Genomic DNA, 12483 nt, shown 5'->3' with positions numbered 1-12483 from the left:
AACCGGGGCGCCTCCAGGAAGCAGCGACCCGGTTTTTCTCGCTATCAGTTGGCAGCGCCAGTGCTGAAGTTATTTTCCACCAGCGGTTGCTTGTTATCGGCCTGAGGCACATGGCACTGGGTACAGAAATAGTTCTGTCCATTGAGGGTGCCCTTGTCGTCGATAACATGGGACTTGGCCACAGGCGTTGCCTTCATGCGCTTGGCCTTGCTCCAGTCATGGCAGTTCATGCAGCTGTTTTTCTTCAGGCTGATGGGGTAGTCGGCCTTGTGAGGAATGAGCGGCGGCTGCTCGGCGTAGTTGCGCTCTATGACATTGCCACGCATTGGATAGGAAGGCATGGCATCGGCCGGGCGTACAGAGCTAATCTCTGCATCGCCACCGCCAAGAGAACTGACGTTAACCGGCTGAGCCGTTTCTGCCTGCTGTCCTGAGCAGGCGCTGAGTGCCAGCAGCATCGCGGCTGCGCTGAGTGTTTTTTTCATTGCTTGTTCTCCGCCTTGGTGGCAATTCGGTTGCAATCTATTTTGTTGGATTTGTCTTTGGCTTCACCCTTGGGTGAGAGCCGGGTTAATGGCGTATCAAACTCAAAGACCTTCTTGGCACAGACATCGATACAACGGCCGCAGAGGGTGCAATCGGTACTGGTTATCGTAGGGTTGCTTCCCTTGAGGGCGGGTTTGAGCACCTGCCGTTCGGGACACACGGTAAAACAGTCCATACAGTTGTTGCAGTCGTTGGCTCTTACCGCCTCGATATTGACCAGTCGCAGCTTGCCCAGCAGGCTGTAGAGGGCGCCACTTGGGCACAGGTGGCTGCACCAGGCGCGTTCGCTGACGAACAGATCCAGCAGCAGTATCGCCAGCAGCAGCCACAGGCCACTGAAGCCACCGAACAACAAGGCTCGGTAGGCCACGGGAACCGGGTTGAGCCACTCCCAGGCCAACAGGCCGGTCAGTGGGGGCAAGAACAACACCAATACCAGCAGATAGTAGCGCAGCGACCTTGGCAGCTCGGGCAATCTGGGCAAGCCCAACTTGCGTCTGAGCCAGGCGGCCGTATCTGTCACCATGTTGACCGGGCAGACCCAGCTGCAGAACACCCGTCCACCCAGCAGGCCATAACCCAGGGCGACAATGGCGGCGCCGAGCAGCAGGCTCAGTTCCGGCAGATGGCCACTGGCCAGGCTCTGCAGCGTCACCAGCGGATCGGCCAGCGGCACTGTGTCCAGTAACAGGCTGGCCGACAGGTTGCCTTTCAGCAGCCAGAGGCCAAACAGTGGCCCTATGGCAAACAGCAGCAAAACGCTCAGTTGTGACAAGCGTCTGAGTAGCAGGAACCTGTGTGCCTTCCACCAACCCAGGGTGGCGATGGCATCGGCGGCAAAGGCGTCTGAGCTTTGATGTTTTCTTCGACTCATATTGCCCCTCCGTTACCCAGTCCGGGCAGCCCTTGATTGAGCATCTCCAGGGTGGTCTTTTCCGTGTCGATGTAAGTGTCGTGCTTGGCGGTCTTGCCGCTGGCGAGTTTCTGCGGCAGCACCTTGATCGCCGGTTCTTCCAAAACGCAGGCATGTTCACACTTGCCGCACCCGGTACAGATATCGGCATGCACGGTAGGAATAAACATGGCGTGGTGGCCACTGCGCTCATTGCGGGCACGCTCAAGGGTGATGGCCTCATCGATGAGCGGGCAGACACGGTAGCAGACATCACATCTCAGGCCTTTGAAGTTAAGGCAGTTTTTCTCATCGATTAGTACGGCTGTGCCCATTCTGGCATCCTCGATTTTCTCGAGGCCGGTATCCAGTGCCCCACTGGGACAGGCGCGGGTACAGGGAATGTCCTCGCACATCTCGCAGGGGATACTGCGGGCGCTGAAGAAAGGCGTGCCTGTGGCTGCCCCTTCAAACCAACGCGCCAGTTTCAGGGTGTCATAGGGACAGGCCTCGACACAGAGGCCACAGCGAACACAGGCCGAGAGAAAGGCGTCCTCGGCGAGGGCGCCCGGGGGACGTATCGCCTGGGGCGCCAGCGACTGGGACTTGGCCAGCGCTGATATCCCCAGCCCGGCCAACCCCATCACACAGCCGGCTTTGGCCGTGGTCGCCAGAAACTGGCGACGATTGATGTTATTGACACTATTGCGTTTGTCACCCATTACTGCTGCCTCAGGCCTTCATCACTTTGACCGGACACTTCTTGAAGTCTGTCTCTTTGGACAGAGGGTCGGTGGCGTCCAGTACCAGCTTGTTGACCAATTGACGGGCATCGAAGAAGGGCATGAACACCACGCCTTTGGGCGGCTTGTTACGGCCCTTGGTTTCAACCCGGGTCTTCACTTCGCCGCGAGGCGAGGCGACGATGACTTCATCACCACGCTTGAGGCCACGGCTCTTGGCATCATCAGGATGCATGAAGATCTGCGCATCCGGATAGGCGCGGTACAACTCGGGTACCCTGGCGGTCATTGAACCTGTGTGCCAGTGCTCCAGCACCCGGCCTGTGCTCATCCACAGATCGTATTCACTGTTGGGCTCTTCGGCGGCCGGTTCGTAGGGCAGGGCGAAGATCACCGCCTTGCCATCTGGCTTACCGTAGAACTGATAGCCTGAACCCGGTTTAACGTAAGGGTCAGAACCTTCAACGAAGCGGCGCAGGGTTTCCTTGCCATCCACTACCGGCCAACGCAGACCGCGGGTTTCGTGGTAGCGGTCGAACTGAGCCAGATCGTGACCATGGCCGCGACCGAAGGCGGCGTATTCTTCGAAGATCCCCTTCTGCACATAGAAGCCGAAGTGTTCAGATTCATCGTTGAGCTCGGCCTGACAGTCGCTGGCGGGGAACTTGTTGATCACGCCATTGGCGAACAGCACTTCATAGAGGTTCTTGCCGGCGTATTCAGGTTTCTTGGCAATCAGTTCGGCGGGCCAGACTTCCTCTACCTTGAAGCGCTTGGCGAACTCCATCAGCTGCCACAGATCCGACTTGGCACCTTCAGGGGCTTTCACCTGCTGGTGCCACATATGGGTGCGGCGCTCGGCGTTACCATAGGCACCTTCTTTCTCGACCCACATGGCGGTAGGCAGGATCAGGTCGGCCGCCATGGCGGTTACTGTTGGGTATGGATCTGACACCACGATAAAGTTTTCCGGGTTACGGAAACCGGGATAGATTTCATCGTTGATATTGGGGCCAGCCTGCATATTGTTGGTACACATGGTCCAGTAGCAGTTGAGCTTGCCGTCTTTCAGCATCCGACTCTGCAACACGGCGTGGAAACCTGGCTTGGGCGGAATAGTGCCTTCAGGCAGCTGCCAGGCCTTTTCTGTGATGGCGCGGTGTTTGTCGTTGTTGACCACCATATCGGCGGGCAGACGGTGGGCAAAGGTGCCGACTTCACGGGCGGTACCACAGGCAGAGGGCTGGCCTGTGAGAGAGAAGGGGCTGTTACCCGGAGTGGCAATCTTGCCGGTCAACAGGTGCAGGTTATAGAGCATGTTGTTGGCCCAAACCCCACGCACGTGTTGATTGATACCCATGGTCCACAGGCTCATTACCTTGACCTTGGGATCGGCATAGGCCTTGGCCAGCTCCAGCAGGCGCTCTTTCTCCACGCCGCTCATCTCGCTGGCGTATTCCAGAGTGTAGCGGCTGACAAACTTGGCGTACTCATCGAAGCTGATATCGCTGAACTTGCCGTTACCCGGGTTCTTGGCTTTTTTCTCCAGCGGATGATCCGGACGCAGGCCATAACCTATGTCATCCACACCCAGGGCAAACTTGGTGTGCTTGTTGACGAAGTCCTTGTTGACCGCGCCGTTTTGGATGATGTAGTTGGCGATATAGTTGAGGATAACCAGATCGGACTGGGGCTTGAACACTATCGGGTTGTCGGCCAAATCGAACGAGCGGTTCTCGAAGGTAGACAGTACATGCACCTTACCGTCGGGGTGGCTCAGACGGCGATCCGACAGGCGGGCCCAAAGGATGGGGTGCATCTCGGCCATGTTGGCGCCCCAGAGCACAAAGTGATCGGCGGCTTCCAGGTCGTCATAACAACCCATGGGTTCATCGATACCAAAGGTACGCATAAAGCCGACCACGGCCGAGGCCATACAGTGGCGGGCATTGGGGTCGATATTGTTGGTGCGGAAACCTGCCTTGTGCAGCTTGGAGGCGGCGTAGCCTTCCCAAATGGTCCACTGGCCTGAGCCGAACATGCCCACAGAAGTCGGGCCCTTGGTGTTGAGCGAGTGCTTCCACTTTTCTGCCATCACATCGAAGGCCTTGTCCCAGCTCACGGGGGTGAATTCACCGTCTTTGGCATACTGGCCGTCTTTCATCCGCAGCAGTGGAGTGGTCAGACGGTCTTTTCCGTACATGATTTTCGACAGGAAGTAGCCCTTGATGCAGTTCAGGCCCTTGTTGACCGGGCTCTCAGGATCGCCCTTGGTGGCGACGACCTTGCCCTCTTTTGTGCCTACCAGCACAGAGCAGCCGACACCGCAGAATCGGCAGGGGGCCTTGTCCCATTTGATATTGTCTTTCTGCTCAGCGGCTTCGACGACTTTCACTGGCAGAGTGACTCCAACGGCCGTGGCGGCGGCAACGGCGGCGTTGGCTTTAAGAAACTCGCGGCGGCTTATGCTCATGGTGTTTCCTCACTCTTTATTTCTTTTGTTTGACTGACAGGCTCAGAATCGACCTGATGATAGATAAGACTGCTGGACAGTATCCCGGGCAGACGGTTGATTGCTTCGACGTTATCCAGGATCTCGCCCTGGCTTTCGCCTTCGAGGGTGACTACCAATTTGCCTTCTGGGCTGCTGGCGTGGACTTCGGCGCCTTCAAGGGCCTGGATGGCAGTGGTCACCGCCTCCAGGGTTCCCGGAGCGGCATGCACCACCAGACTGGTGACATGGTATTCCATCTCTGTTTGTTGCTTCATTGAGGCTCACCTCGACAGGTAAGGGCGACTGGCACGGCATGGGCCGAGTCACCGGAACTGAATCAAAGTCTAGACCTCATTAAAAATGTGGGTATACCTCTTGAGAGGTAATGAAAGCGATTGGCGATCCGGATCAACATTTTCAATGTGATCTGAATCCAAGTTTGAAATTTAAACAGATTAGCCGCTTGACTCCTGCAATATTAATGCAACGCCATTTTGAGAATAGTTCTTGTTTACTACCTAAAGTGGGTTATTCAATAGCCGGTCAGCTCCATATAACCCACGCCTGTTTGTGTGCCCTTGATGGTGATGGGCCCCTCCCAGTAGGGGATAGACAGGTTCATGGCGGCATTGGGATTGAGGGCTTCCAGAGTCAGAGACAGAGACTCTCCCGGCAGCTCCAGTTGCCAGGCGACAGGGTAGCGACCGCTGGCCGTTTGTTGCCAGTCCTTGACGTTGAGGCTGATATCATCGAGCGCCAGCGGGTGGCCACTGCCGTCGGGATACATGCGCTTGCCGCTGAAAAAGGCTTTGTTTTCCTGCTCTCTGAGCTGAAATAGCATCAAGGCCGAGCCATCATCGAGCCGCAAGGCGAACCAGTCCCAGCCCTGTTGGCCGCGACTGAGAAATTCTGAGCTCCACTCCCTATCGAGCCAGGCATTGCCGGATACCTGCAGCCATTGCTCCTTGTGGCGCACTCTGCCTTTGACCCGAATAAAAGGCTGGCTGTAGTAATAAGAGGCCACAGTGCCGGCGGCATTTTTACGGCTGAAACCCTTATCTCCCTGAATCTGCAGCTCGGCTTGGCTATCGAGTTGCAACTCGAAGGCAAAGTCCTCTTCGCTGACCTGTAAACTGGCGGGAAACAGCCCGCTATTGGGGCCGCTTACCGCCTGGCTTTGCCAGCGCCAGTTATCGAGCCAGACCCTGAGCGGCAAGCCCATGGCTCCGGCTTGAGCTTTGTCCTGGGCTCCCTGGGGATGGGCTGCTTTGCCTTGGGGCACGGCAAGCGCGCCCCTGGCCCAGCGCTCGGCGCTTTGGTGACTATGTTGAAAGCTCAGTGCACTGTGAGCCATATAAAGCTGATTCGTCGCCCAGGGAGAGCTGGATTCAGGTTCATCCGGGGAGAGGGCGATACGAAACTGAGTCCATTGCAGCCCGAGGGGCTCACCGCTTTGCGTGGTCAGATTGGCGGTCAGATACCACCACTCCTGACGAAACTTGGGGTGGGACAGGTGATCTTTTGGAAACTGCAGCGCCGCGCCTGGCTCGACTTTCGCATAACCTTCGCTCGCTGTACCCATCACCCGGCTCATGGCCCGTGAGTCTTGCTGCTGAGCCTTATCGCAGCCACTCAGCACAGCGCCGCCCAGCAGTAGACCCGCTAACAAGGACGCTACGGCACGCCACCACATTGTAATCAATCGCATTAGAGCACCTCCTGTTGCAGGCTGGAGACCAGAGAGCGGCGGCTCTGCCAGTAGAGGGGAACTATCACCGCCAGGATGCAGCACAGCAGCGACAAAAGCACCACCCGGCCATAGGCCAGCCAGTCCCACTGCATGGCTATGGTCCAGCCGAAGGCCTGCAGCGTCACCTTATGGATAAGCAGGTAACCGAGAATCGCCCCCATGGGCAGGGCCAACAGACAGGTGAGCAGCACTACCAGCAGCATCTGCAATAGCAACATAGACAAAAGTCGGCCACGGGTAAGCCCGAGCGAGCGTAACATGGCGAGGCTCGCCTGGCGGGACTGGGTCAGCATCAGCACGGCACTGAAAAGCCCCACGGCGGCCACCAGTAAGGTCAGGGTGTTGAGTACCAGGGTAATGCTGAAGGTCTTGTTGAAGACCCGAATCGCCTCATCGCGAATTTTTTGCTGGCTGTAGACCTGTACCGGGCTGAGTCCAAGCTCTTGAATGAGGGCGCGCTCTAGGGCGGCAATGCTTGTGAGTCCTGCCCCCTTGGCCCTTTCTGCACTTGTTGCTATACCACTCACCGCCAGGCTAACGGCTTCAGTTGGCAGCTTAAGCTCTTGCCAGAGGGATTGTGCCAGCAGGACCTCCCCCTTGGGATTGCCATAGTCGTAATAGATGGCGCTGATGGGTAGGATCAGTGGTGTCTTACATTCCTTATCCGGGCAGAGGCTGAGCTGGTCGCCCGGCGCCAGCCCCAGCGTCAGGGCCAAGGGCTCGCTGATAGCCAGAGCCTGGCCTTGGATCACCGTCAGCAGCGCTTGCTGTGGCTGGTTTTGGGCTCCTTGCACCTGAGCCTGGGCTGGGGTTTTCAGCGCTGTGGTGCGCGCGATAGAGTCGGCGTCCCGGCTGATAAGGTTTATCTCCAGCGTATTGCCGCTCCCCTTGGCATAGAAGGGCGCCTGCCATTGGTAGAAGTGAGCCAGTCCGGGGGCTTGCTGCTCAAGAAAATGCTCCAGCTTCGCCATATTGCCGGCGCCCGGGCGGATATAAAGCTCGGCATGCAGGCGGGTGTCGAGCCAACTTCTGAGGGTCTTGTCAAAGCTGCCTACCAGGGTATTCATGGCGATATTGGCACACAGGGCCAGTAGCAGCGCCATCATGGCCAGCGCCAGCGGTGCCACCAGCTCTCGGGTATCGGCGATGGCGTACTTGCTGAGCCCGGACGGAAACAGCCGCGCCAATAGCCCGAGTAAAGACTGCAACAGTTGCGGCAACAGCAGCGGGATAGCCAGGGTCAAGAGCCCCATCAAGCCCAGGCTGTGTTGGTGGGTTTGGCTCAAGGGGTAAAGCAGCGCAGTCAGGGCAAGCAGCGCAACCCCGATGAGAAACAGGCGTTTATGCATGCTTCTGTGCCTGTGGGCATGCCATTGGCTCTGGGTATTTTGCGCCAGGCTCTGATGACACAGCTCAAGATACAGGGGCACGCAGGCCAGCAGTGCGGCGATAAGTGTCAGACCGGCGCCTTCGGCCAGCCATTGCCAGCGCCAGTTCCCCGGTAGCAGAGTCGCACCATAGAGTTGCTCCAAGGTCAGCGCCACCATGGGCTGCAGCCACTGGCTGAGCTGCAGCGCCAGAATAAAGCCGCTGGCCGAGCCAATGAACACCAGCAGCAACAACTCCAGCAGCAGCGCCAGCATCAGGGCGCGCCGTCCCAGGCCCTGCTTGAGCAACAAGAGCAACAAACGGCGGCGTTTCATCAGGCTGTAGCGTACGCCGTTGTAGGCGATAAACAGCCCCACCACGAAGGCCAACATCCCCATGGCGTTGAGGTTCAAATGAAAACTGCGGGTGAGCGCGGTCAGGGCGGCGCCCCTGTCCTGCTCGCTGATATTCAGCTTACCCAGCGGCACTCCGCTTTGCTTGAGTCGCTCTTTGAGTCTTTGCGGCTCGCCAAAGAGGGCGATATAGCTGAGGGTGCCTTCGCGCTTTAATAGCTGCTGGGCCAGCGAGATATCCAGATAGAGGCGGTTACCGAGCTGCTGTGAGTCGGCGAGCGCCAGCACTTCGAGCGTACGCCCACCGAGGGATAGGGTTGGCAGCGCCTTGAGTCCTTGATGCAGGCTGTCACTCATGACAATGATGGGCTCACCGGCGAGCAGTCTATTCAAGGGCAGATGGTTGCGGCCATTGCCCTTTTGCTCGAAGGTGCCGAGGGCGGCAATGATATCGCTGCCTTCCACTTGCCACTGGCGACCCTGAGCGTCGTCAAGGACGCCGCTGATCACCGGCAGTGCCTGGATGCCGCTTTGGCGCAGTTGAAAATAGAGTGCTTCATCGAGGCTGGCCCCGCGGGCCTTGGGGGTGATAAACAGGCTGGCCTGTTGTCCCAGGGCTTCGCCCGCCTCACGGTAGCTGTTGATGGCGTTGTCGTTGGTGGCCTTGACGCCAATCAGCAGAGTCACCGCCAACACCACTCCCAGCAGTATGGCGCCGGCTTGCAGTGGTGCCTTGCGATAGTGGGCCAGGGTGACTTTCAGGGCCTGCCAGGCCAACTTGATTGTGGTTAGCGCCCCTGTGTCACTCATGAATGCGCCCTTGCTGCAGGTGCCAGCGGCGCTGCATATAGGCGGCGGCCGTTTCGCTGTGGGTGACCATCAGAATGGCGCTGCCGGCATCGGCGGCGAGAGCGCACAAAAGCTGCATCACCTCATCACCGGCGGCGGCATCAAGGTTGCCTGTCGGTTCATCGGCCAGAAGCAATTCAGGCCTATGGGCCAGGGCGCGGGCAATGGCGACTCTCTGCTGTTGACCACCACTGAGGCTTTCGACTTCCCGGTTCAACAGTGGCGTCAGCCCCAGTGCCTGTACCAGGTGATCGCACCAGGCTTGCCAGCCTTCACCGAGCAGCGACAGGGGAAAAAGAATATTGTCGCGAACATTGAGTGGCGTAAGTAGGTTGAATTGCTGGAACACCACCCCCAGATGACGGCGGCGAAATGCGCTCCACTGTTTGTCCTGCCAGCGGCTGCTGTCTTGACCTGCCAGCAGAATGCGGCCCTGATCCGGGTGCTCAAAACCGGCTATCAGATTCAGCAGTGTGCTCTTGCCGCTGCCGCTGGGGCCGGTCAATGCCACCGTCTCGCCGGGTTTTATCTCCAGGCTGAGATTTGCCAGCACCCTGTGGGGGCGATCGCCGTCCAAAAATCCTTTGCTTACCCCTTCCAGCAACACCTGGCTCTGCATTTGAACTCCTGTGACCCGCAGTAATCTGCTACAGCATAACAAGTTTTTTCAATCGGTGAACTCGACTTTCAGCTGTTGTTACCGCGTAAACCGAACCTGGTTCGGTCGCTCGGGGTGTAGGCCAAGGTCAAATTTTTTGCAGCAAACAGGGCGCGAGTCGGCTTTGCCCCTTGAGCCGGGGGCCATTTAGGCGCAAACTGTGCCACCTGCCACAAATAACGTGGCAATCCGTTCGGATGAAGGTAGCAGGAGAGTGGGGAATCGCCCCCACACCGACGAGGCAATTTCCACCGGTTAACCCGGTTGGAGGTACTCTTTCAGGTGCCGGTCAGCATTGACGGCGTGGACTGTTACTGGACGAGCCTCTGGAGAGACCGGGCATGCCCCGGCGCCGAAGGCGAAAGTGCCGGCTTAGGCCGGCGCGAAACGCTCAGGCAAAAGGACAGAGGAGAGGATGATTGCACCGCCTTGCCTCTGGTGATCTTTCGCTTTTGGCCTCTGCTGCCGCGGTTTCGCAGCCATTTCTTTTCCTCCTCCGTTTATTAATTTTGATGTTTAATAACTGAGGAATCTATGGATTTTCATGCACTTCTTACCCAGATAAACGCTATTGTCTGGGGACCTGCCACCTTAGTCTTGTTGGTGGGAACCGGTATTTATCTGAGCTTCAGGCTGGGATTCATTCAACTGTTGCGTCTGCCGCTGGCGCTGCAGTTGCTGTTCAAACCCGCCAATGGCAAAGGGGAACTCTCCTCTTTTGCCGCCCTCTGTACCGCACTGTCGGCCACCATAGGCACGGGCAATATTGTCGGGGTGGCTACTGCCATCAAACTCGGTGGCCCCGGCGCCCTGTTCTGGATGTGGATTGCCGCCTTGTTTGGCATGGCCACCAAGTATGCCGAGTGTCTATTGGCGCTTAAGTTTCGCACCACAGATCGCCACGGTAACATCGCCGGTGGCCCCATGTACTACATAGAAAAAGGCCTGGGGCTCGGCTGGCTGGCCAAGCTGTTTGCGGTTTTCGGTGTCGGTGTCGCTTTTTTCGGTATCGGGACTTTTGCCCAGGTCAATGCGATTTCCGAAGCCCTGACCATCGCCTTTGATGTGCCAGCCTGGAGCACGGCCGTGGTGCTGACCTCGCTGGTGGCTGCCGTGACCTTAGGGGGTGTTAAACGGATTGCGGCTGTGGCACAAAAGTTGGTGCCCACTATGGCTATAGGCTATGTGGTTGCCTGTCTTTGGGTGCTGCTGAGCGCCAGCGAGGCGATTCCGGATGCGATAGCGCTGGTGTTGCATTCCGCCTTCAATCCGGTGGCGGCTGGCGGTGGCTTTTTGGGGGCCGGTATCGCCCTGGCGATTCAAACCGGGATTGCTCGCGGAGTGTTCTCCAACGAGTCGGGTTTGGGCAGTGCCCCGATAGCGGCGGCAGCCGCCAAAACCAAGGAGCCGGTTGAGCAGGGACTGGTGAGTATGACGGGCACCTTCTTCGATACCATCATCATCTGCACCATGACCGGCTTGGTGCTTATTCTTACCGGTGTCTGGAATGGCGATACCGCCGGGGCAGGCATGACCAGTGCTGCTTTTTCCAGTGCCACCACGCCGCTGATTGGCCAGTATTTGGTGACTGTGGCGCTGGTGTGTTTCGCCTTTACCACTATTCTTGGCTGGAACTATTATGGCGATCGCTGCTGGAGCTATCTCACCAAGGGCCGCTGGATCCCGCTCTATCGCTGGGTTTTTCTCGGGCTTATTGCCTCGGGCGCCTTTATCACGCTGGATCTCATCTGGCTGCTCGCCGACATAGTCAATGGCTTGATGGCGATACCCAATCTGATTGCCATTATAGGTCTGCGCCACCTGGTGCTGGCAGAAACCCGCAGTTATTTTCAGCGTCTGCGCGGCTGCGGTGATGAGGCCCTGCCTCAGGCCGATACCTGAGCCTTGAGCGAAGCAATCAAGGCCTGTAACCAGTCTTCAAACCGCCTTATCCTGGCCAGTTTGGGTGAGGCGGCGTGATACAAGAGGTGATAGCGGATCCCACCCGGTAGCACCTGCGGCAGAGGCGCCGTGAGCGTACCGGCGCGGATATATTGCTGGGCCATCAGGCGGGAGCCTAAAAACACCCCGTGGCCTGACAGCGCCGTGCTCAGTGCCATATCCAGATTGGCGACCCGCACCCAATTGAGCGCCTGGGTATCCGGCGTGATACCTGCCGCCGCAAACCAGGCCAGCCAATCCTGTCCCGGCTTGTCGTCGGCATCAATAAGCCAGCATTGGCTCAGTTGCGAGGCTTGGGTGAGTGCTTGCTCCTGTGCCAGTTGGCTGGAACACAGGGGCACAGTGTCATCGTCGAACAGGTGACGACAGTAAAGCTCACCCGCGTCAATGTCACCAAAACGTATCCCGATATCCATCTCTCCGTGTTGGAGATCTTCCAGCTGACTCGAGGCCCAGACCCTGACCTTGATTTCCGGATGCAGCCGATTGAACTGCCCAAGATTCGGCAGCAGGATCAAGGAGGCAAAGGACTGAGTTGTCGTGATGTTGAGCTCTCCTGGAACCCCCTGACATTGTATCTCTTGCCAGCAGGAGCCGATGGAGCCGAATGCCGCCGTCAGGGTATCGGCCAGCTGCTGAGCACGGCTGGTGGGCTGCATGCTGCGACCGCGGCGAATAAAGAGTTTGATCCCCAGGTGAGCCTCCAGCAAGCGTAGCTGTTGGCTGACCGCCGCTTGGGTGATATGTAACTCTTCTGCGGCTTGGGTGTAGCTCTTGTGCCGCGCCGCCGCTTCCAGGCAGCGCAGTCCCTTGAAGTGATCTAAGTGTTCCATAAGTTGTACTTATTTTAATGGTAAGAAATCATCGT

At 57.9% G+C, this 12483-nt stretch carries 10 protein-coding genes and 1 riboswitch; of the genes, 1 reads left to right on the top strand and 9 read right to left on the bottom strand.

The window, feature by feature from the left end:
* Positions 1–44: 44 nt before the first annotated feature.
* From E1N14_RS17605 to E1N14_RS17570, 8 genes are all read right to left on the bottom strand, one after another.
* On the bottom strand, positions 45–485 hold the full coding sequence (locus E1N14_RS17605; protein ID WP_025008970.1) for a nitrate reductase cytochrome c-type subunit: 441 nt from the start codon (positions 483–485) through the stop codon (positions 45–47).
* The gene (gene napH / locus E1N14_RS17600; RefSeq protein ID WP_025008971.1) at positions 482–1420 is read right to left on the bottom strand and encodes a quinol dehydrogenase ferredoxin subunit NapH; all 939 of its coding nucleotides are present in this window, start codon (positions 1418–1420) and stop codon (positions 482–484) included. Before napH ends, E1N14_RS17605 begins: the two co-directional genes overlap by 4 nt.
* Positions 1417–2160, bottom strand: a complete 744-nt coding sequence (napG, locus tag E1N14_RS17595; protein ID WP_025008972.1) for a ferredoxin-type protein NapG — start codon at positions 2158–2160, stop codon at positions 1417–1419. The genes napH and napG overlap by 4 nt, the downstream gene beginning before the upstream one ends.
* 10 nt (positions 2161–2170) lie before the next feature.
* Complete coding sequence (napA, locus tag E1N14_RS17590; protein WP_025008973.1) at positions 2171–4654, bottom strand: nitrate reductase catalytic subunit NapA; 2484 nt, start codon at positions 4652–4654, stop codon at positions 2171–2173.
* Positions 4651–4950 (bottom strand): chaperone NapD, encoded by a 300-nt coding sequence (locus E1N14_RS17585; protein WP_025889977.1) that lies wholly within the window; start codon positions 4948–4950, stop codon positions 4651–4653. The genes napA and E1N14_RS17585 overlap by 4 nt, the downstream gene beginning before the upstream one ends.
* A gap of 257 nt (positions 4951–5207) precedes the next feature.
* A complete protein-coding gene (locus E1N14_RS17580) occupies positions 5208–6383 on the bottom strand; it encodes a carotenoid 1,2-hydratase (protein ID WP_025008974.1) in 1176 nt (391 codons plus the stop codon).
* Complete coding sequence (locus E1N14_RS17575) at positions 6383–8956, bottom strand: FtsX-like permease family protein (RefSeq protein ID WP_062793583.1); 2574 nt, start codon at positions 8954–8956, stop codon at positions 6383–6385. The genes E1N14_RS17580 and E1N14_RS17575 overlap by 1 nt, the downstream gene beginning before the upstream one ends.
* On the bottom strand, positions 8949–9614 hold the full coding sequence (locus tag E1N14_RS17570; RefSeq protein ID WP_062793582.1) for an ABC transporter ATP-binding protein: 666 nt from the start codon (positions 9612–9614) through the stop codon (positions 8949–8951). Before E1N14_RS17570 ends, E1N14_RS17575 begins: the two co-directional genes overlap by 8 nt.
* Before the next feature lie 355 nt (positions 9615–9969).
* A riboswitch (glycine riboswitch) is annotated at positions 9970–10070 on the top strand.
* Between the two features lie 117 nt (positions 10071–10187).
* On the opposite strand from E1N14_RS17570, the gene E1N14_RS17565 reads away from it, so the two are divergent.
* Positions 10188–11555: an alanine/glycine:cation symporter family protein gene (locus E1N14_RS17565; RefSeq protein ID WP_025008976.1), complete on the top strand. Its 1368-nt coding sequence runs from the start codon at positions 10188–10190 to the stop codon at positions 11553–11555.
* Here E1N14_RS17565 and E1N14_RS17560 read toward each other — a convergent pair.
* The gene (locus E1N14_RS17560) at positions 11540–12448 is read right to left on the bottom strand and encodes a LysR substrate-binding domain-containing protein (RefSeq protein ID WP_025008977.1); all 909 of its coding nucleotides are present in this window, start codon (positions 12446–12448) and stop codon (positions 11540–11542) included. The two genes, E1N14_RS17565 and E1N14_RS17560, sit on opposite strands and share 16 nt — an antisense overlap.
* Positions 12449–12483: the final 35 nt, after the last annotated feature.

Origin of the sequence: Shewanella algae (assembly GCF_009183365.2) — a bacterium.
Classification (GTDB): Bacteria; Pseudomonadota; Gammaproteobacteria; order Enterobacterales; family Shewanellaceae; genus Shewanella; species Shewanella algae.
This window is presented reverse-complemented; position numbering and strand designations above follow the sequence as displayed.